Source organism: Shouchella rhizosphaerae, from assembly GCF_900142675.1.
Taxonomy (GTDB): domain Bacteria; phylum Bacillota; class Bacilli; order Bacillales; family Bacillaceae_D; genus Shouchella; species Shouchella rhizosphaerae.
On sequence record NZ_FRBS01000006.1, the window covers coordinates 12,395 to 32,476 of the forward strand.

Genomic DNA, 20,082 nt, shown 5'->3' on the forward strand with positions numbered 1-20,082 from the left:
GTATCTTTGTCAAAAGAAACAGCTTATAATAAATCGAGTGAATCGGAAGCGATTCACTCGATTTCATTTTCTGTGACACTGTCATTAGCTTTCTTTTTTTATTGCTCTATGCTACCACCAATCGATCCCATCTCCACCACTTCTTTACCGTTTACAAACAAAGGTCGGCTATCATCAGTCATGACGGTGAAGCGTGCTTCGTGATAAGGCAGGGAATAGCCTTTTGAAACGACGTTTGTTGTTACATGAATGGCATCGGCTGTGGTCGTCATTTCGATCGAGACAAGCGCGTGGGCGGACTGCCAATTTTTTGTAATGCCGTCGTCTTCGTATAACGTATAGTTTGATGTGTGTCCGGCGCCGCGGCTAGGAAACAGTAAAAAGCCTCGTTTGTCCTCGTCTTTTTTGGCAAATGTTCGTTTTGCTTCGTTTACAGGTATAATTGCTCCTGCTTTGACGAGCAGCGGTGTTTGATGGGATGGGGCCGGCAAAGTAGTTGTTGTGCCGCCTTCGACATGGTTGCCTGTATAAAAATCATACCATCCGCCATTGTGTGCAGGTGCGTAAACAGTCCGTTCGGAAACGCCTGGTTCGACAACGGAAGCGACAAGCATGGATGGGCCGACAAGAAAATCATCGTTCTCTTCCCACGTGCGTGTGTCTTCTTCAAAATCAAAAAACGTTGGTTTGATAATGGGCTCATGGTTGGCGCTGGCATGGTAAAACGCGGTGTACCAATAAGGCGTTAACATCGACCGCAGTTGGATCAATTCCCGAATAGCAGGGACGGCATTTTCGTACATCCAAGGTTCGTTAACGGTCTGATCTTCATTCCATGAATGGATCGTAAAACGCGGATGGAATATCCCATTTTGCACCCAACGGATAAATAGCTCTTCATCAGGCTTTGGACCAGCAAATCCACCGACATCGTGGCCAAAGTTGTAAATGCCAGATAGGCTTAGGCTGATGCCCGTTTTGATGTTATAGCGAATCGTTTTCCACTCGGTACGGTTGTCGCCTGTCCATGTTTGCACATAACGATGCATGCCAGGGGCGCCAGAACGTGAAATTAAGAAAGGCCGTTCTTTTGGCGTGTGCTCTGCTTGCGCTTCAAATGAGGCTTTCATCATTAAAAGCGGCTGGAGAGCGCGGATTGTTTGGAATGGCAGCTCGCTTCCGAATCCATTGACAGTAGCGTCCTGACTCCAAATTTCATATTCATTGTTATCATTCCAAGTGGATGTTATGCCGTATGCGAGCAATTGCTGCTGCACTTGGTCTATCCACCAACGATAAGCGGCTTCATTTGTAAAATCAATATAAGCGCCGCCGCCATCCCAAAATTGAGCCGTTTCTGTTTCGCCTTTGCCATTTTTAATAAAAAACGATTGTTGTTCCAAGTCGCTATACTGTGGATGGTCCTTAAGCAAAGCAGGCTTAATATTGGCTGCAAGCCGTAGCCCCTTGTCGCTAAAGTCACGGGCAAGCTTCTGGACATCAGGGAATTTGTCTTTGTTCCAGTGGAAGACGTACCGTTTATCGCCAATCGAAGTATAGCCAGACGATAGTTGAAATGAATCGCATAAAATATCGTTTTCCTCGCATTTTTCGATAAACTCGTATAGCCGTTCTTGGGCATTTTCAGCGTCAGTATAAGTCATGGTTGAACCAGAATAGCCAATGCTCCACTTAGGCGGGAGCGCCGTGTTCCCTGTCATCCATGTATAGGTTTGCACGACATCCTTCATCGAAGGACCAACAATCATGTAATAATCTAGGTCACCTGCTTCAGCCTCAAAATAGCGGTATAGCCCATGGTAGTTATCCAGTTCCTTGCCCAGGTCAAAATAGCCAGGAGCCAAATTGTCATAAAACAAGCCGTAAGAAAAGGCTGATTCAGGTTGGTGTGTGATGTAAAAAGGGATATGTTTGTACAATGGATCCGAGTGTTCGGCGTCGTAGCCCATAGCATCAATCGTTACATTACGGAAACGGCCATGGTGGCGGTTCAGGGTGCCTGTCCGCTCCCCTAATCCATAATAGCGTTCACGAATGTCTCGTTTTAAATAATGCTTGATCCCTGTCCCGAGCTCGCCTTTGAAATTATATGCTTGTGTGTCTCGGTCTTGGGCAAAACAAGTCCACTTGTCTTTGTCACGCCGGTGCCAAGTAATGCGAAAGCCTTCTTTTTTAATGGTCGCTTTTACCATCTCTGTTTCGACGACATAGGCGTCTTCCGTTTCACGAAAATCATATCGGGGACAGCTAAAATGTTCCGTGCTCTTGCGCTCTCGCCCTTCGTAAGGGAGGTCGTTCAGACCAGGGGCGATGCTCCACGTGCGTTCAAGTTCAAGCCCGCTTTCTTTTTCAAATAAGACACGGATGATTTTAGGTTCTAGCACAAAAACATGTGCTTTTATGTCTGTGTTTGGAGCAGAAAATTCGATATGGGCGTCGTGTTTCGTTGCAACAGTAAATGAATAACGTTGTTGAATATTCATAATGGGTTTCTCTCCTTCTAATGGTCTATCTATCTATTTATTCCATTAATCCCGCTAGAGTTGGCAGCCACGTGCTTAAAAAAGGAAACATGGTTACGAGCATTAAAACGACAATGACCGCGCCGTAAAATGGAAGCAAAGGGCGGATGACTTCTTCAATTTTGACTTTGCCGATGGTACTGCCAACAAATAAAGCGCTTCCTCCTGGTGGCGTAATGTTGCCAATGCAAAGGTTGACGATTAAAATGACGCCAAAATGGACTGGGTCCATGCCAAACTCCATCACCACTGGTAAAAAGATGGGCGTAAAGATCAAGATCGCCGGCGTGACGTCCATGACAATGCCGATTAGTAACAAAATCACATTGATCAACAGCAAGATAAGAATAGGGTTATCCGTCAAAGCTAAAATCGCGGAGCTAATGGCGCTCGGAATGCCCGTAAATGACATGACTAGGGAAAGCATGGCCGATGTCCCAATTAGGAACATGATGACAACGGTTAGTTCAACGGCTTCTTTAAAAATGCCTGGCAACTGCCGCAACGTTAGGCTTTTGTAGGCAAAAGACAGAAGCAACGCGTATACAATCGCGACTGCTGACGCTTCGGTTGCTGTAAATAGACCGCCGATAATGCCACCAATGATAATAATGACTAAAAACAAGCTAGGGATCGCTTCCCAGATAACTTTTAAGGGAGATTCAACCTTTGTAGCCGACGATGTCGTGTAGCCTTTCTTTTTAGCAATAAAAAAAGCGACAACCAGTGTAGCAAGACCCCAAAGGATACCAGGTAAATAACCAGCAAGGAAAAGGGCCGCCACTGACGTTCCACCGCTAACGAGGGAATAGATAATAAACAACCCTGTTGGAGGAATAATCAATCCAGTTGGGGCGGAGGCAATGTTGACTGCGGCTGAAAATTTCCGGTCATACCCTTCTTTTTCCTGCAATGGGTTCATGACTTTGCCGATTGCCGCAGCCGAAGCGACGGAAGAGCCGGCAATCGATCCAAAAAGCATGTTTCCGACAATGTTCGTATGGGCAAGGGAACCTGGCAATTTGCCTGTAAATAGTTTTGCTACATTGACAAGCCGGAGAGCGATGCCTCCTTGGTTCATGATAATGCCTGTCAACAAAAAGAATGGAACCGCTAACAGTGTAAAGCTGTCAATGCCTGTCACCATCTTTTGTGCAGATGTAAAGATCGCGACATCAAAAGGGGCGATCAGAAACATCGTGACAATGGATGCACCTGCAACACTGATGGCGATTGGCACGCCTAGTAAAAGCAATCCTAAAAACACGACAATTAAACTAATACCTGCAAGGAGAGCCATTTTATCAATCCTTCTTTATGAAATAATCTTATAGGTCAATCGGTTCATCGGAGCCTTGGGTTGTCCCATTTTTGCCTGTTAGTAGTTCTGTCAGGCAGAACCAAGTAATCAGCAGGCCAGAGATAGGCAATGATAAGTAGACAAAACCCATAGGGATGCCAAGTGAAACTGTTTGTTGGGACAGCGTTAATGACACAAGCTGGATGCCGCCATATACCATGACAAGTAAGGCAAAGACAATCAAAAAAAGCTGGACGAGCTGGCGCACTCGTTTTTGAGTCGCAGCTGAAAAGCGGTTAACGAGCATTTCAATTGCAATATGTTTTTTGAGATGGAAGGCATAAGCACCGCCAATCATCGTGACCCAGATAAGCGAGTAACGAAGAAATTCTTCTGAAAAAGTGCTGGGGGCATTGAGGACATAGCGGCTAATGACTTGCCAAATGGCGACAAGCACCATCAGCCCAAACATGACCGACGATAGGAACATGATGATTTTTCCTAATCCACCATTGATTTTCTCAATCATTTGTATGCCCCTCCTTACGCATTTCTTGAATACGCTCATAAAATGGCGCTAAATCTGGGTCTTGCTTTACTTGTTGATGCATGGGGTCGACACTTGCACGAAATGCTGCTTTATCGACATCTTCGTGGAATGTGACGCCCATCTCTTCCGCACGGGCAATCGCTTCCGCGGTTTCAGCGGCCCATAACTCCTTGTGAAACTCACTTGACTCAAGTGCCGCTTCTTTTAAGATCCTTTGTTCCTCTGGGCTAAAACTTTCCCAGCGGCTTTGGTTAAAGATAAGCAAATCAGGGACAATGGCGTGCTCTGTGTAAGAATACTCTTTTGCAACTTCCCCATGGTTGTTTGAAGTTAAAGCGGTTTCATTATTCTCAGTACCGTCTATGACACCTTGTTGAAGGGCCGTATAGACTTCGCCGAACGCCATCGGGGTAGGAGCGCCGCCCATCAAGCGCGTCATTTCAATCGCCGTCTCGCTCGGCTGTACGCGAATTTTTAAGCCTCTCAGGTCCTCAGGCGCTAATATCGGTGTGCCGATCGTATACATATTACGAATGCCTGCATCATAGTAAGTTAGGCCGAAAAAGCCATTGTCAGCAGTTGAATCATAGATGTCCGTTGCGATATCGCTTTCCATGACCGTGTAATAGTGGTCGGCTCCGTCAAATAAATAAGGAATGCTAAATAAAGCGTAAACAGGCGAAAAACTTTCTAACGCGGTAGCGCTTACTTTTGTCGCATCTACCGCCCCTGTTTGCGTTAATTCAATGGCTTCCCGTTCAGAACCAAGTTGGCCGTTGGGGAAAATTTCAAATGTCAGAGCGCCCTCGCTTTTTTCTTCAGCTAATTCTGCAAAGTGGAGCAGAGACTGATGAATGGGATGGCTTTCATTCATATTGTGTGCAAGGCGCAATGTCGTTTTCTCTGTTGACAAGCTAGCTGGTGAAGCGCACGCAACAGTGAGACCAATAAAAACGCTTCCAAAAAATAGAGCTGTGCGACGCATGGAACTTCCTCCTTGAGTTTATAACAACGTTGTTATTTTCAAATAAAAAGAAACCGCTATCATTCCTTTATAACAACGTTGTTATTTCATCATATATCGATTAGACTAGTTTTAGCAAGTATTTTTTTAGATCGAAACGCTGCCTAAAGGAGAGAAAGAATGACGGTTACGATTAAGGATATTGCAAAAGCAGCTAATGTTAGTTATTCGACGGTCTCGAAAGCATTAAATGACAGCCCCCTTGTTAAGCCGGAAACGAAGCGTATGATTGTGGAAAAGGCGAATGAACTCGGCTATACGCCCAATTTTTCAGCCAAGCATTTAGTGACGAGACGCACAAATACGATTGGCTTGGTGTGGCCGACAATTGAGCGTGTTGCTTTGTCGGCGTTGGTTACACGAGTAAATCAACATATAACAAACAGCGGACGGACAATGATTTTATCCATTAATCATGCACTTGAGGCAGTAGAGCTATTTTCAAGAATGCGAATTGACGGCATTTTGTTATTTGAAGAAGAAATTCCCCAAGACAAACTTCCAAATAACATAGGGATCCCTTTGCTTTCTTACGGGGTGCCTGCTATTGAACAGTTTCCGACTGTAGGCGTCCAGCATGAATTGGCAATGGAGTTAGCTGTAAAAGAGTTTGTAGAAATCGGCCACCAATCCATTGCTTACGCTGGTGTTATCAATGGGACGGGAAGGCGACAACAAGCAAAACAGATAGGATATGAAGAGGCCATGAGAAAGAGGGGGCTTAAGTCGCAACGAATTGATACCAGGGGGCTTGACGCTTGTGACGCTGATAGCGCGATCGAACGTTTGTTGACGGAGCCCACTCTCCCAACAGCGATCATTTGTTCCAGTTACGACATTGCGATCGGTACATTACGGGCATTAAGGCGGAACGGCATTCAAGTTCCAAATGATTTGTCGCTCATCTCCTATGACAATATCCCACAGCTAGCTGAAGCGGACGTGCCATTGACAGCAGTAGGCGTTCCGATTGACAAGCTCGCAAAAGAGTTGGTTGAAACGCTGTTGGCCTTAATAGAAGGGGAGCAAGCAGCTACTGGTCGGAAACTAACGCCTGAACTGGTGCGGAGAAATTCAACGAAACCAAGGGCATAATATTGTTTGGACGGAGAATCATCATGAAGCGTTGCATGATGGTTCTTTTTTCGTTGTCGGATAACATCAACGTTGTCTTATGAGAAGTGAATCCCGTACCGGCTTCGTATCGTAAATAATTAGGAATGTTTTTGTTCATTGAGATAAAGGTGCTTGCGTGTGACGTTACGTTACAGGTTACGATAGGGGAAAGGGGGCAAATAGGATGGAGATGACAATCAGCATGTTCGCCAAAAAAGTCGGCACCACGGTACGGACATTGCGTTATTACGACCAAGTTGGATTGTTGACGCCTGAACGGCAAAATGAAAATGGGCATAAACTGTACACCCGCAAAGAATGGGAACGGTATCAACAAATTCAAGTTTTTAAGCATCTTGGTTTCTCGCTTGCTGATATGAAAGAGAAGCTAAAAACCTCCGCTTGGAGTGGAAGAGAAATGCTCGTGGCCCAGAAAAACATGCTTGAACAAAAGAAAAGGGAATTAGAAGAGGTGTTGGCGACAATCAGGCGTGCAGAAGCTTTATATGATTTAGAAGGGATCGAGGAAGAAGATCTTGATGATTTGCTGTTTGTGCTCCTTGACGCGTTCCGTTTGGAGAAACGGCAAAAAGATGCATTAATCGCCCATTTTCCTGAAAGTCTATTAAATGAATTGTTTGACTATGACGAGGATCCTGACGTACAACTAGAAATAGACAAACAAGCGGCTTATTTTTACAAACGGATGAAAAACGCGCTTCATAACAACGTTGAGCCAGGAGCGGAAGAAGTCCAAAGTTATATAAAGGAGCTATTTTCTAGTTTTCCAATGAAATCGGTTCCGAATGTGGTTGATGAGCTTGGTGATATTGAAGCGTTTTTCGTCGAACATGAGAGGTTATTTTTCATCCATTTCCCTGAAAGGTTACAAAAATATATGGATGAAGCAATGGAAATTTACTTTAGAAATGAAAGTGGGGAAGAAGATGGAACATGAACTTGCCGGCTCATTGGGAGCTAGACGTTTTTGGTCCATGGTCAAACCTTTTTTGCCGAAGGTGGCTTGGCTCGTTCTCGCAGTTGTTCTTGTTATTGGGGAAACTAGCCTATCGCTCATTGTCCCGCTATTGACAATGAATTTCGTGGACGAAATGAATGCAGTTGGCTTAAACGGACAAACGGTAATTTTGCTTGCGTCTGTGTTTTTCGCACAACTTGTGATGTCCGGTTTTGCCCTTTATACGATGATGTATATTGGCCAGAAAGTCGTGTTCGCGCTCAGGAAAGAAGCTTGGCAACGGATGCTGCACTTGCCTGTTCCCTTTTTTGACAGACACTCGTCTGGGGAATTGATGAGCCGGATGACCAATGATACGCTTGTCATAAAAGATTTTTTGACAATGCAGCTAATCCCATTTTTTTCAGGCATAGTTTCGATTATTGGCTCGATCGTCTTGCTTTTGGCGATTGATTGGAAAATGACGTTGATGATGCTTACTGTTGTTCCGGCTTCGCTTCTCGTTATGATTCCATTAGGACGCAGTATGTATAAGGTGTCAAAGTCTTTACAAGATGAAACAGCCTCTTTTCAAGGCGATTTAGGCCGCGTTCTATCAGATATCCGCCTTGTCAAGGCGTCTCTTGCTGAAGGAGTCGAACAGAAAGTCGGCCTCTCGCGTATGGCCAAGCTGTTTCGCTTTGGGATGCGTGAAGGGAAGATTATGGCTGTCATTCAACCATTGATGATGAGTGCCATGCTCATTATGCTCGTTGTGATTTTTGGCTACGGAGGCATGAGAGTTTCGGCTGGAACCCTATCGGCGGGAGCCCTTGTTGCCATCATTTTTTACTTATTTCAAATTGCAATGCCATTTACACAAATGGCCAGCTTTTTCACTCAATTTCAAAAGGCGCTTGGCGCAAGTGAACGCCTTGAGACGATTTTGCGAGCTGAGCCGGAAAAGAATGCTGCAAACGTAGATGGAGCAGTTGCGCCTGCTGGCACACTCAGCTTCCAAGGCGTTTCCTTTGGTTACACTGCTGACAAGCCAATTTTAAAAGAGGTGAATTTTGATGCTCCTATCGGCAAGGTCACCGCTTTTGTAGGGCCAAGTGGGGCAGGGAAGACGACATTGTTTTCATTGATTGAACGCTTTTATGTGCCAGACGACGGCACGATCCAATATAAGGGTCATTCCATCCACCGCCTCCCTTTGCATGAATGGCGGCAAAAGATTGCCTATGTTTCCCAAGACTCGCCGATCATGGCAGGCACGATCCGCTCCAATTTGGTTTATGGGCTGACGGATGTTCCTGAAGAGAACATGACGGCTGCGGTTCGGCATGCAAATTTGGAGTCGTTTATTGCTTCCCTTCCAGACAGATACGATACGGAAGTAGGGGAGCGGGGCGTCCGACTATCAGGTGGACAACGGCAGCGCCTTGCGATCGCCCGGGCGATGATTCGCGATCCTGAAATCTTGCTTCTAGATGAAGCAACAGCACATTTGGACAGTTCATCGGAAAAACTTGTGCAGGAAGCGCTTGAAGTGCTGATGGAAGGGCGGACGACACTTGTGATTGCCCATCGATTAGCGACCGTTAGGCATGCGGATCAATTGATTGTACTAGAGGAAGGAAACGTAACGGGCGCGGGCACACACGCTGAATTGCTGGATACACACCCACTTTATAAGGAACTGGTAAGCCAGCAGCTTCAGTTTGATTAAGAAAAGTGGGCGCACGCTCATTGTGTTCAGTAAAGGCGTCACAAAAGCGATTTCCCAATTTGTAATTGCCGCCAAAGCAGGTATAATGAAACGAAAGACATGTAGGAAGGTGTGCGTCCAAAGTGGGTTCGTTGCTCGCGCAAATCGAAAAAGAACTGGAAAGCCTATCAGAGGCAGAGGCCCGAATTGGGCAAACGATATTGGACAGTCCAAGCCAAATCCCAAGCATGACGACGAAAGAGCTGTCGGCTCGCGCTGGGGTCAGTGAGGCAAGCGTCATCCGCTTCTGCAAGAAAATTGGAATTAACAGTTTCCGGCTGTTTAAAATGGAACTGATGAAAGATGTAACGGCTTCAAAAGAAAGATTAACCGACTTTTCATCGTTGCAAGAAAAAGATGCGCCTTATGATTTGTTCCGCAGAGTGACGTTTACGAATAAAAGCGCGATCGAATTGTCGTTGTCATCGATCGACCGGAAGCAGCTTGAAGCTGCGGTTGCTGTGCTAATGACAGCGAAGCGCATCGTCTTTTATGGAGTTGGCGGCTCTGCCGCTGCTGCATTCGACGGTAGCTATAAGTTTACGCGTATTGGCTATCAGGCATCTTCTTCTCAAGATTTCCATTACAATCTTTCGCTCATTCCTTATATGGAAAAAGGCGATATATTTGTGGCAATCAGCTTGTCGGGAAAAACGCAGGATGTAGTGGAATTGGCCACCTTTGCAAAAAAGCAAGGCGTCACCGTTGTGGCGATTACGAAAATGGACCGCTCGCCATTATATAGGTTGGCAGATATTACTCTTTGTACGCCAAATGTGGAAGAAGACTTTCGCATCGGCACGATCGCCTCGCGAATGACGCAGTTGAACATTATTGATACGCTTTATTTAAGTGTATTCCATGAAAAAGACGAAGACACGATTACCGCATTTTTAAAAGCCCGTGACGAAGCATTGCGCTTACGCCGTTAAGCAAAAAGAGCTTTAGGCCAAATCAACGCCTAAAGCTCTTTTTATATAGAACGACACAAAGTTGATTTTATTTAGGAGCAAGCTCAACCGCGTCCCGATAAGCGGCCAGAAGGCTCCGTTCATCGGCTATGTTTTTGCCAGCGATGTCAAAGGCCGTGCCGTGGTCAACAGACGTACGGACAATGCCGCCTTTGAGGCCAACCGTGATGTTTACGCCTGCTTCTAAGCCCATTACCTTTATTGGCACATGGCCTTGGTCATGGTAGCAAGCGACAACGATGTCAAAGTCGCCGCGCGCAGCCCGGAAAAACAGTGTGTCTGCCGGGTATGGCCCTTCTACATCGATCCCTTCTCCACGCGCCTTTTCTATCGCAGGGACCAATTTTTCTTCCTCTTCGCCTTCTCCAAACAGGCCGTTCTCACCAGCGTGTGGGTTAATGCCGCATACAGCAATCTTTGGCTGCTTGTTTCCGGCGGCCGCAAGTGTTTCATGCGCTAAAGAAATGACTTTATATGTCCGTTCTGGGTTGATCGTATCAATCGCTTTGCGCAAACCTACGTGTGTTGTCAAATGGATCACTTTTAAATTTGGAGCAGATAGCATCATTGAAAAATCAGTGGTCCCCGTTAGTTCAGCTAAAATTTCCGTATGGCCTGGATACAGATGCCCTGCTTTTTGCATCGCTTCTTTATTTAATGGAGCTGTGCAAATGGCATTGATTTTTTTCGCTTTAGCAAGCTCCACTGCCCGTTCAACATAACGGAAAGCTGCGTTGCCCGCCGCTTCGCTAACTTGTCCGAAAGATACGCCTTCCGTTAACAAGCGCAAGTCAATGACTTCAATCGTTCCCGGTTCAAAGACACATTCGTCAACCGTTGATACAGACACAACATTCAATTCCGTTTCAGTAATGTCGACAGCCCGTTCCATGATAGTTGCATCGCCGATCACGACAGGACGCCCAATTTTAAAAGTTGATTCGTCCGCCAATGCTTTTGCGATGATTTCAGGGCCGACACCGGCTGCGTCTCCCATGGTAATGCCAATGATTGGTCTCATTTGCTTTCCTCCTTAGTAAAGTGGTGGTATAGATTCGAGAAAGTTTTCTCATTGCCAAAGGCGCCTGCTTTCGTAATCGCGTATGTCTGATGATGTTCGCCAGTAAACTGGGCAACAGGGATACCCGGTTCAAATTCATCAAGCAAACGCAATTCATCGATGCTTAGCCGCCGGCATAGTGCTTTAGCGGTATCGCCGCCGGTCATAATAATCGCTTGGAAATGGCGAGTATCCATTAGTTTGGAGCCGATCGCCGCAATCGTATCGGCAATTCGTTTCGCCAATTCGCTAATTGCCGTATTTGTTGTTTTCGCATAGTCATATACTTCAGCGACTTCTTGGCGCTCTGTTCCAGAAAAAATAACGGGTATTTTGCCGATCGCTACTGTCTTTTCAGCAGCGGCCACCACTCGCTCAAACTCTTTTGCTTGTGTATGGCGGTCATTGCTCGCTGCTGTTGCCGCATGAAGGCGAATCCCTTCCGTTTGTGGGTGCGTGAGCAAATGGGCCACTTGTGTCTTGCTCACTTCACTCATGCTGCCAACGAGATAAAGGATGGGGTCACTGCTAACAGGATGGTCAGCAAATGGGGTATTTGTGCCGGACACCATCGTCTGCGCAAGGGCATTCGACAAGCCAGCAGAACCAGCCAAAAGCAGTCGTTTCGGCTGCTGCTGCGAAAAAGCAGCAATTCGTTCGAGTGTTTCCATTGAAACCGCATCGCAAATAAAAACAGTTTGTTCATTTGCGATGTTGCGATCAAGCCAAGCGCTAATCGTTTCTGGTTTTTCGGCCCATAACGATTCGGGAATATGGGCGATGGCACCGTGGAACTGGCGGCCAATGTGGTCAGAAATGGCAGAGTCAGAAACGGGATCTGCTTCGTTTCTGGCAAACTCTGTTTCCCCAATTGGCGTGCCATTTACGTAAAGGATCCCATCCTCAACTGTACGGTTATTGGCAGGGAAACTAGGAGCTAACAAAATGCATTCCGGCTGCCAAGCTTCGGCAGTTGCTTCGAGTTCTGCCCCGACATTGCCGCGCAATGTCGAATCGACTTTTTTAAAAATCAAATTTGGATTGTAAGGCGCTAATGCAGACATGGCAGCATGGACAGCTGCTTTCGCTTCTTTAGGAGAAAGGGCACGGCTATCCGTATCGACCACGACTGCTTCTGCGCGATTTTCTGACGAACCTTTGCCATTGAGCCAGACAACTGTGTCCAAGCCTGCTTTGGCAAGCTGGACGCCGCTGTCATTTGCTCCGGTAAGGTCATCGGCAATGATGGCAATTTTCATGATGACTCTCCTATCCTTACGCTTGTTGCCTCGCTTCTTCAGGAAGCTGGCCTTTTTTCTCTAAACGTTTAGCCAAAAAGCCAATAAAAATCGGTAGCAAAATGGCTGTAGTTACGACACTGGCTGCAACTTGGACAGTTGCAAGTTCAACATTGTAGGCAAAAGCAGAGCTTGCTGCGGCAATGGCTGCTGGCGTTGCTACTGCATTTCCGGCTGTCGATCCTTCAGCAGCGCCAACGAGTGGGTTCCATTTGAACAATTTAAACGTCCAGTAGCCAGTGATACCGGTTACTAGAACGACGAGCACACCAAGTACGACGCCTGGCAGTCCCCCTTCAAGAATGGACGTAAAGCTAATGTTCATGCCAAGTGCAAAAGCGAATGCCGGAATGAGCATGTCGCTGCCTTTTCCAAGGAACGTGCGGATGTCTTCATCAATGTTTCCTAAAACAAACCCAATTAAAATGGGCAAGAGCACGCCGACAAAAGCGGTGATGGAAAAATAGCCGCTTTGGACGCCCATCGCGCCGACAACAGACAATGTCAGCATTGTAAAGAGCGGGCCATCGTTCATGGCAAGTACAGAATAGGCCGCTTTGTCTTCGCTTTTTCCGTATTGCCCTGCAAGCGCAACATAAAGGCCGCCGTTGGAATTGGTCATTGCGGCAATGACTGCAATTGGAGCGAGGCCGAGGAATAAGCCTTCAGGCCCTCCAGCCAGTACATAAATGATCGCACCGACGAGGCCGCCAAAAATCCATTTAACTAGCAAAAGCGTAAAGCCTTTTCCAAATGAAACGCCAAAACTGCGTATGTTGATTTGCGAGCCTGCGCACAAAAGGAAAAGAGCAATTAAGGTAGTCGCGCCGTCTACAAAGAGCGCTTGTGTAAAGTTGCCGATCCTAAGCAAGTCAGGGGCAACCGTATTGATAAGTGCACCAAGAAGCAACGGGACAACCATCATGCCTCCGGGAATTTTTTCAATGCTTTGTTTTACCTTCATCAGAAGATCCCTTCTTTCTGTTTCATTTTGAAACGAAATTCAAGCTGGAAACGCTTAAAAGAAATGATTACAGCAAAAATGATACGCTTTCTTTTGGAAATTGCAATACAAAACTCAAATAATGTTGCAAATAGCAACATTATTTGAGTTTCCTCCACAACGTTGTTCGATTAATTTGTAAACGTTCAGCTGTTTTTGATTGGTTATAGCCTTCCTCTTCAAGCACATGTTTAATCAACGTTTTTTCCATTTCCTCCAGCGTCTGTTCTAAATCAATTCGAGCGAAGCCTTTTTCTGACCAACTGTCGCTAAAGTCAATATACGGTTGGCTTGTTGCTACGACTTTTGCAAAGATGAACTCCTTTAGCCAATTTAAATTTCCCATAATCGCTGGGTGAATGCTGCCCCGGTAGCCAATAATTTGCTTGCCGTATAGCTGGTTCGCTTCTGCAATTAAGCGTCTTATAAAGCCTGGCCATTCGGATTTGCGTTCACATAACGGCGGTATCCAAACAGTTGGCATATCGTTTAGAAAAGACAACGGCTTTTCGCTGTGGACAACATAAGGCGCTGTTTTAAGCACTGTGCCCTCTAGTTGTCTCCATTGTGTAGTAGAAAGTTCTTCTGCATGGGTAATAAACAAGGAAAGCCCGTTTGCTTCAAAATCAGGCACATTCAATAAATCTTTTGCCCGGCATGTAATGGCCAATTTTGGCAAAAGTCCTTTTGCGAGCGCTTGTTCTCCAGACCCGTTTTTGCCAATAAGCGCTACAGAATGTTTGCCAGTAGCGGCTTCATAGTCACGAGATAGCGAATCGTTTGCCCCGAGGACGAGCGGTACGGATAAATGAGGTACTTCAAACACGGTAGCTCCTTTTGGCAGCGATTGGTGGAGAGCTGTCGCCGTTAATAGCCAGGTCGGTGCCTTTTCAGTGCCGATGTTTTTTACAGCGAAGCAAACGTTGTTTCCGCCTGCTTCTGTAAAGAAAGCGTGTGTTTTGTTTTGAATAAGTGAAAGTAATTGGCTGGTCGCTGCTTTCAGCAACGTCTCGTTCTCTTGGAGCTTGTCGCTTATAGCAAACACATGCCCCGTTCCATCAGCTAAAAGCTGGAACTGGTCAGACTGAAAAAAGGCAGAACGAAAATATTGATGCTGTTGCTTGCTGTCATTCATTTTTCTGCCTAAAAGGTCCGCTTGCTCAAGTGCAGTTCTGACAGATTCTTCTCCAGATGTAATTAAAATTCCTTCCAACCCATGTTTGTTCGCCAAGCTCGTCGTAATGGCGTCACCGACTATCATCTTCCGCCCGGCTGCCTTGGCGGCGATAATGGCTGGTTCCACTTCTTCTTCTTTCATGACTGCTGTGATTGGAATGTCGGTTTCGATTAACTCTGTTACTTTCGTAAAGCTTAGGGAAATGTTTTCAAAGGCAATAATTTCTGTTTGTTCCCGCTCGGCTTGGATGAGCAAAATCATTCGTAAAATATCAAAGCCAGATATAGGAACTTCAACAACAGGTTTTTCTGTCCGAGTGCGAATCACTTTAGCCGTTCCACCACGGCTAATAAATATATCGGTCTGCGCTTGTACTTCTGTTGTCAATAGAGGCAAAGATTGCTGAAGGTCCGCTATATGGATCGTCATATCGAGATGTTCGAATTCATTTTGTATTCGTTTAAATGTTTCTGCTAAGCCCTCATAAGGGGCGATGATCGTAACGTGTATTTTGCGCATCGTTTTCCCTCCATCATGCAACTGCCCTGCAAAGCCGTTATCTTTTAGAAAGTACCACGATCAAATAAGGAAAACAATAATAGCTACAAGGATAGCTTGTATGAAATTTTATTTCGTAATTAATTAAAATTATATTGACGTTTTATTTCTATAGAGCGATAATAAATATATAAATATGCAATTGATTAAGAGGTGAATGGTTTGATTGATAAGTTAAAAACAGAAACGCGCAACCAAGCGACAATGGCGCTTGACAGTATGCCGATTCACGATATTTTAAAAGCAATGAATAGAGAAGATGGAAAAGTGCCAACAGCCATTGCAACACAACTACCGCTAATTGAAAAGGCGGTCAAATTAGTGATTGCTTCTTTCCAACAGGGCGGAAGGCTCATTTATGCGGGCGCTGGTACTTCAGGACGATTAGGTGTTTTAGATGCTGTTGAATGCAAACCTACTTTTGGTGTTTCACCGGAAATGGTTCGTGGTGTAATTGCCGGCGGCGAGCAAGCATTTACAGAAGCAGTCGAAGGGGCAGAAGACGACGAGCGTGCAGGTGCAAATGATTGTAACCGCTTAAATATAGGCGAAAAGGACACGGTTATTGCTCTTGCAGCTAGCGGGCGCACGCCGTATGCGATTGGCGTGTTGAAAGAGGCAGAGGCTCGTGGGGCTAACACGGTATCCATTGCTTGCAACAAGGAGGCGAAAATGAGCCAATACGCTGCCGTTGCGATTGAAGTAGAAACGGGGCCGGAAGTGTTGACTGGATCAACTCGCTTAAAAGCAGGAACAGCCCAAAAGCTCATTTTAAATATGATTTCAACAACAGCAATGGTTGGGATTGGCAAGGTCTATCAAAATTTAATGGTCGACGTACAACCGACAAACCAAAAACTAGTTGAGCGCGCCAAACGGATTATTATGGAAGCAACCGATTCAACCTATGAGACAGCAGCCGACTATTACCAAAAAGCAAATGGGCATGTAAAGGCGGCAATTGTGATGATTTTGCTTGATTGCTCTTATGATGAAGCGCTTACAAAGTTGCAAAACGCCAAAGGGTTTATTCGCAAAACGGTAGAAAAATAATTTGTGAAAGAAGGGGAAACGTGTGAACAAAGAACAACGCATGGCCTCAGAAATTCTTGAACATATTGGCGGGAAAGGAAATGTCGAGTCCCTTACCCATTGTATGACGCGTGTCCGTGTTGCTGTAAAAGACGATGCCCTAGTCAATCAAGATGCTTTAAAGAAAATGGAAGGAGTTATGGGAGTCGTTGAAGACGATACATGGCAAATTGTCGTTGGTCCAGGTACTGTCAATGTCGTTACGGAAGAAATGAAAAAGCTCGCTCGTACAGGGCAAACGTCTTTTGAAGAACAGGCTGCCAACGCCCAGCAAGAACGGAAAAAGAAAAACAAAACACCATTTAAGCAATTTTTGCGAAGCTTAGGGAATATTTTTATCCCGTTGATTCCAGGCCTTGTTGCCTCAGGTATCATTAATGGCGTGGCCAACTTCTTAATTAACTCAGGCATGCAAAAAGAAGAACATACGTGGCTTTTGTTAATGACCATTTTAGGAGGCGGCCTATTTACGTATTTGGCGATTGTTGTTGGATGGAATACCGCTAAAGAATTTGGCGGCACGCCGGTTCTAGGAGCGATCGCGGGGATGTTCATTTTCAACCCGGCCCTTGCCGAGGTGACCGTATTTGGCGAAGCCCTTGTGCCAGGGCGTGGCGGATTGTTCGGCGTCATTTTTGCGGCATGGTTAATGACGTTCTTTGAACGCCACATCCGTAAAGTTATACCGAAATCGGTCGATATCATTTTCACATCACTGTTTACTGTCGTCATTGTGGGCTTCTTATCGATTTATGCGATTATGCCCGTTGCTGGCATTGTATCGGATGGGATCACATCCGGCATCCACTCGATTTTAAACATGGGTGGGCCGATTGCTGGGGCGCTCATGGCAGGCTTTTTCCTTCCGCTTGTCATGGTTGGATTGCACCATGGCTTAACGCCAATTCATGCGGAGCTTATCAATGTATTCGGTTTTACAACGCTGTTGCCAATTTTAGCAATGGCAGGAGCAGGCCAGGTTGGCGCAGCAATCGCTATTTTTGTTAAAACGCGGAATCCTCGTCTACGTAATATTATTAAAGGCGGCTTGCCTGTTGGCTTCCTTGGCATCGGGGAACCGTTGCTTTACGGGGTAACGCTCCCGCTTGGGCGCCCGTTTGTGACAGCCAGTTTAGGTGCGGCTGTTGGTGGGGCCATGCAAGCAATATTTGCCACAGGCTCTACAGGAATCGGCGTTTCCGGCTTGTCCCTAACACCGTTAATTGCGGAAGGCAAATACCTCTACTATTTAGGTGGTATTGCGCTCGCCTATTTGTTCGGTTTTCTGTTCACCTACATGTTCGGTTTTAAAGAAGAAATGGCAAAAGACATTTAAGTTGGAGGTGAGGAAAGAGTGGAGCTTGGTGTATCTGCTTATCTCAGCCAGCCATTTATAGAGCAAGAAGCTTATATAAAAAAAGCCGCTGCCGCTGGATTTAATGTACTGTTTACTTCATTGCACATCCCTGAAGACGATGCTTCTTTATATGCAGAACGGCTCAAGCAAGTTGGAATGTTTGCCAAAGCAAATCATATGCGGCTTATATGCGATGTGTCGCCTGACTCAATGAACCATTTAAACTTGTCATGGGAACAAGCGAGCAATTTAAAAGAGTGGGGCGTGACAGGATTGCGTATCGATTATGGTGTGGCGACTGAGACGGTCGTGCGCCTATCACAAGAGATGCAAGTTGTCTTAAATGCAAGCACTGTCGATAAAAGGGAAGCAATCGCCTTGCGCCAAGCCGGCCTCGATCCAAACAAAGTTGAAGTATGGCATAATTTTTACCCTCGCCCTGAGACGGGGTTAAGCCGAGAAGACTTTCGTCAAACAAACACCTTTCTGTCTGAAATGGGCTTTTCGGTAATGGCGTTTATTCCTGGCGACGTGCCTAGGGCTCCGTTGTTCAAGGGTTTGCCGACACTTGAAGACCATCGGGACATGTCGCCGTTTGCCTCGTTTCTAGATCTATATGAAGGCGAAGGCATTGAAACGATTTTAGTCGGCGACAAGGGCTTGTCTGATAGCAGCTTTGAACAATTTCACGTCTATCATAATGAAAAAGCAGTGCTGTTGCGGGTGCAGCCAGCGGTGGAGAATGTCGTTGATGTAGAGGAAAAACACCGCAACCGCAAAGATGCAGCCCGTGATGTCCTTCGGTCAGAGTCATCTCGTTCCTTCGCATCTATTGGGAAGCGAGACGTAACGCCGGCAAACACTGGGGAGCGGCCTATTGGCACAGTGACAATTGACAATAACCGTTACGGCCGTTACCAAGGCGAAATACAAATTACCAAAACAGACTTGCCTGCTGATGAGAAAGTAAATGTGCTAGGCCGGGTGATTGACACCGATGTACCGTTAATTCAGCACATAAAAGGCGGGCAAAATTGGAAGTTTAAATGGATGTAACAGGAGCAGGCACAACCTGCTCCTTTTTGTTTTGTGTATAGCTGCTGTTTGTGTTTTACTTTATCGTTAAACTTTTGCTTTTCCATCCTATGCTTAACAGAATCGTTCTGAAAAGGTAAACTATAGTTGGAACGTGAGAAGGAGTGGTGAAATGGTCACAATGGGTGATATCGCGAAAAAAGCGGGTGTAAGCACGGTAACAGTTTCGAAAGCGCTGAATGATAAAGAGGGCGTTAGCGATGAGATGAAACGAAAAATCAAGCAGATGGCAGCTGATATGGGCTATCGCTTTCATGCGGCCGCTAAGTCAATGAGAAGCGGGCGCACCAATAATATCGTCATCTTGATCCCGGAACGATTTGCCGGTGATGAGCAAGCATTTTATTTAAAGTTTTACAGGCAAATTATATCGGTACTTGAATCCTATGACTACTACGGCATCTTACAAATATTGAGCTCCGATGATGAAGAGCGGCTCATGCTGCCGAAAGCATTTTTAGAAAACAGGGCGGACGGCGTTATTGTGCTTGGCCAGCCAAAAAAGGAATACATTGAACATGTAACAAAAGAAAACGTGCCTCTCGTATTCCTTGATTTTTATACGGACCAATTGAATGCGGATGTGGTCGTCACTGATAATTTTTATGCCGTTTATGAGTTGACGAACTATTTAATTAGCCAAGGCCACCGTGAAATCGGGTTTGTTGGCAATGTCCACACAACAAGTAGCATCCAAGACCGCTTTTTAGGAATGTATAAATCGTTGCTAGAACACCGGCTCCCTTTTAATGAGCGGTACTTGGTCAGTGATCGCGATGATGCGGGCCGTTTTATTGACTTAGTATTGCCGGAAAAGCTGCCGACTGCTTTTGTGTGCAATTGCGACCATGTAGGCTATTTGCTTATCAAAAAGTTGTCGGATAGCGGAATCCGTGTCCCGGAAGACTGTTCTGTTGTCGGCTTTGATAATGATATTTACGCAACGTTGTCGACCCCGCCTTTAACAACAGTGGAAGTCGATTTAGAAGAGATGGCCAAAGTGGCCACAAAACGAATGATTGAAAAGCTCGAAGGCGATAAAGGCAGCGATGGCTATGGGAGGATATTAATCAAAGGATCGATTGTCTTTCGCGAATCGGTAAAGAATATTCAATAGGATTGAACAACTAAACGTACTTCTTTCAACAGCTTGCAAAAGCTGTTTTTTTGTTTATTTTCATTTTGGCTATTGACTAGTAATCGCTTTCA

General features: G+C 45.7%; 16 protein-coding genes. 8 read left to right on the top strand and 8 right to left on the bottom strand.

The window, feature by feature from the left end; all coding sequences use genetic code 11:
- Positions 1 to 98: 98 nt before the first annotated feature.
- The 4 genes from BUC05_RS16445 to BUC05_RS16460 are packed head-to-tail and all read right to left on the bottom strand — an operon-like array spanning position 99 to position 5,378.
- Positions 99 to 2,504 (bottom strand): glycoside hydrolase family 31 protein, encoded by a 2,406-nt coding sequence (locus tag BUC05_RS16445; protein WP_035202279.1) that lies wholly within the window; start codon positions 2,502 to 2,504, stop codon positions 99 to 101.
- Positions 2,505 to 2,541: 37 nt separating this feature from the next.
- Positions 2,542 to 3,843, bottom strand: a complete 1,302-nt coding sequence (locus BUC05_RS16450; RefSeq protein WP_011245160.1) for a TRAP transporter large permease — start codon at positions 3,841 to 3,843, stop codon at positions 2,542 to 2,544.
- 28 nt (positions 3,844 to 3,871) lie between these two features.
- Positions 3,872 to 4,372: a TRAP transporter small permease gene (locus tag BUC05_RS16455; protein WP_035202280.1), complete on the bottom strand. Its 501-nt coding sequence runs from the start codon at positions 4,370 to 4,372 to the stop codon at positions 3,872 to 3,874.
- Positions 4,365 to 5,378: a TRAP transporter substrate-binding protein gene (locus BUC05_RS16460; RefSeq protein WP_011245162.1), complete on the bottom strand. Its 1,014-nt coding sequence runs from the start codon at positions 5,376 to 5,378 to the stop codon at positions 4,365 to 4,367. Before BUC05_RS16460 ends, BUC05_RS16455 begins: the two co-directional genes overlap by 8 nt.
- Positions 5,379 to 5,537: 159 nt before the next feature.
- On the opposite strand from BUC05_RS16460, the gene BUC05_RS16465 reads away from it, so the two are divergent.
- The 4 genes from BUC05_RS16465 to BUC05_RS16480 all read left to right on the top strand — a co-directional run bounded on the left by BUC05_RS16465 (position 5,538) and on the right by BUC05_RS16480 (position 10,194).
- A complete protein-coding gene (locus BUC05_RS16465) occupies positions 5,538 to 6,512 on the top strand; it encodes a substrate-binding domain-containing protein (RefSeq protein WP_011245163.1) in 975 nt (324 codons plus the stop codon).
- A 205-nt stretch (positions 6,513 to 6,717) separates the two neighbouring features.
- Positions 6,718 to 7,491 (top strand): MerR family transcriptional regulator, encoded by a 774-nt coding sequence (locus BUC05_RS16470; RefSeq protein WP_035202282.1) that lies wholly within the window; start codon positions 6,718 to 6,720, stop codon positions 7,489 to 7,491.
- Positions 7,481 to 9,223: an ABC transporter ATP-binding protein gene (locus BUC05_RS16475; RefSeq protein WP_035202283.1), complete on the top strand. Its 1,743-nt coding sequence runs from the start codon at positions 7,481 to 7,483 to the stop codon at positions 9,221 to 9,223. Before BUC05_RS16470 ends, BUC05_RS16475 begins: the two co-directional genes overlap by 11 nt.
- 122 nt (positions 9,224 to 9,345) lie before the next feature.
- Positions 9,346 to 10,194, top strand: a complete 849-nt coding sequence (locus BUC05_RS16480; RefSeq protein ID WP_011245166.1) for a MurR/RpiR family transcriptional regulator — start codon at positions 9,346 to 9,348, stop codon at positions 10,192 to 10,194.
- A 67-nt stretch (positions 10,195 to 10,261) separates the two neighbouring features.
- Here BUC05_RS16480 and pdxA read toward each other — a convergent pair whose 3' ends face one another.
- The 4 genes from pdxA to BUC05_RS16500 form a co-directional block, all read right to left on the bottom strand.
- Positions 10,262 to 11,254 (bottom strand): 4-hydroxythreonine-4-phosphate dehydrogenase PdxA, encoded by a 993-nt coding sequence (gene pdxA, locus BUC05_RS16485; protein ID WP_011245167.1) that lies wholly within the window; start codon positions 11,252 to 11,254, stop codon positions 10,262 to 10,264.
- On the bottom strand, positions 11,251 to 12,552 hold the full coding sequence (locus BUC05_RS16490; RefSeq protein ID WP_035202284.1) for a four-carbon acid sugar kinase family protein: 1,302 nt from the start codon (positions 12,550 to 12,552) through the stop codon (positions 11,251 to 11,253). The genes pdxA and BUC05_RS16490 overlap by 4 nt, the downstream gene beginning before the upstream one ends.
- A 16-nt stretch (positions 12,553 to 12,568) precedes the next feature.
- Positions 12,569 to 13,555 (bottom strand): 2-keto-3-deoxygluconate permease, encoded by a 987-nt coding sequence (locus BUC05_RS16495; protein ID WP_011245169.1) that lies wholly within the window; start codon positions 13,553 to 13,555, stop codon positions 12,569 to 12,571.
- A 139-nt stretch (positions 13,556 to 13,694) separates the two neighbouring features.
- On the bottom strand, positions 13,695 to 15,290 hold the full coding sequence (locus tag BUC05_RS16500; protein ID WP_035202285.1) for a sigma-54-dependent Fis family transcriptional regulator: 1,596 nt from the start codon (positions 15,288 to 15,290) through the stop codon (positions 13,695 to 13,697).
- A gap of 201 nt (positions 15,291 to 15,491) precedes the next feature.
- On the opposite strand from BUC05_RS16500, the gene murQ reads away from it, so the two are divergent.
- The 4 genes from murQ to BUC05_RS16520 all read left to right on the top strand — a co-directional run bounded on the left by murQ (position 15,492) and on the right by BUC05_RS16520 (position 19,990).
- Positions 15,492 to 16,382 (top strand): N-acetylmuramic acid 6-phosphate etherase, encoded by an 891-nt coding sequence (murQ, locus tag BUC05_RS16505; RefSeq protein WP_035202287.1) that lies wholly within the window; start codon positions 15,492 to 15,494, stop codon positions 16,380 to 16,382.
- A gap of 22 nt (positions 16,383 to 16,404) precedes the next feature.
- Positions 16,405 to 17,757, top strand: a complete 1,353-nt coding sequence (locus BUC05_RS16510) for a PTS transporter subunit EIIC (protein WP_011245173.1) — start codon at positions 16,405 to 16,407, stop codon at positions 17,755 to 17,757.
- An 18-nt stretch (positions 17,758 to 17,775) separates the two neighbouring features.
- Positions 17,776 to 18,834 carry a DUF871 domain-containing protein gene (locus BUC05_RS16515; protein WP_035202289.1) on the top strand — a complete coding sequence of 353 codons (1,059 nt, stop codon included), beginning with the start codon at positions 17,776 to 17,778 and terminating at the stop codon, positions 18,832 to 18,834.
- Positions 18,835 to 18,985: 151 nt separating this feature from the next.
- Positions 18,986 to 19,990 (top strand): LacI family DNA-binding transcriptional regulator, encoded by a 1,005-nt coding sequence (locus BUC05_RS16520; protein ID WP_035202290.1) that lies wholly within the window; start codon positions 18,986 to 18,988, stop codon positions 19,988 to 19,990.
- Positions 19,991 to 20,082: the final 92 nt, after the last annotated feature.

Bases quoted from the DNA above. Each gene is read 5' to 3' on its own strand.
- pdxA (WP_011245167.1), bottom strand. From the start codon at position 11,254: ATGAGACCAATCATTGGCATTACCATGGGAGACGCAGCCGGTGTCGGC.
- BUC05_RS16450 (WP_011245160.1), bottom strand. From the start codon at position 3,843: ATGGCTCTCCTTGCAGGTATTAGTTTAATTGTCGTGTTTTTAGGATTG.
- BUC05_RS16500 (WP_035202285.1), bottom strand. From the start codon at position 15,290: ATGCGCAAAATACACGTTACGATCATCGCCCCTTATGAGGGCTTAGCA.
- BUC05_RS16460 (WP_011245162.1), bottom strand. From the start codon at position 5,378: ATGCGTCGCACAGCTCTATTTTTTGGAAGCGTTTTTATTGGTCTCACT.
- BUC05_RS16445 (WP_035202279.1), bottom strand. From the start codon at position 2,504: ATGAATATTCAACAACGTTATTCATTTACTGTTGCAACGAAACACGAC.
- BUC05_RS16490 (WP_035202284.1), bottom strand. From the start codon at position 12,552: ATGAAAATTGCCATCATTGCCGATGACCTTACCGGAGCAAATGACAGC.
- BUC05_RS16495 (WP_011245169.1), bottom strand. From the start codon at position 13,555: ATGAAGGTAAAACAAAGCATTGAAAAAATTCCCGGAGGCATGATGGTT.
- BUC05_RS16475 (WP_035202283.1), top strand. From the start codon at position 7,481: ATGGAACATGAACTTGCCGGCTCATTGGGAGCTAGACGTTTTTGGTCC.
- BUC05_RS16455 (WP_035202280.1), bottom strand. From the start codon at position 4,372: ATGATTGAGAAAATCAATGGTGGATTAGGAAAAATCATCATGTTCCTA.
- BUC05_RS16465 (WP_011245163.1), top strand. From the start codon at position 5,538: ATGACGGTTACGATTAAGGATATTGCAAAAGCAGCTAATGTTAGTTAT.
- BUC05_RS16520 (WP_035202290.1), top strand. From the start codon at position 18,986: ATGGTCACAATGGGTGATATCGCGAAAAAAGCGGGTGTAAGCACGGTA.
- BUC05_RS16470 (WP_035202282.1), top strand. From the start codon at position 6,718: ATGGAGATGACAATCAGCATGTTCGCCAAAAAAGTCGGCACCACGGTA.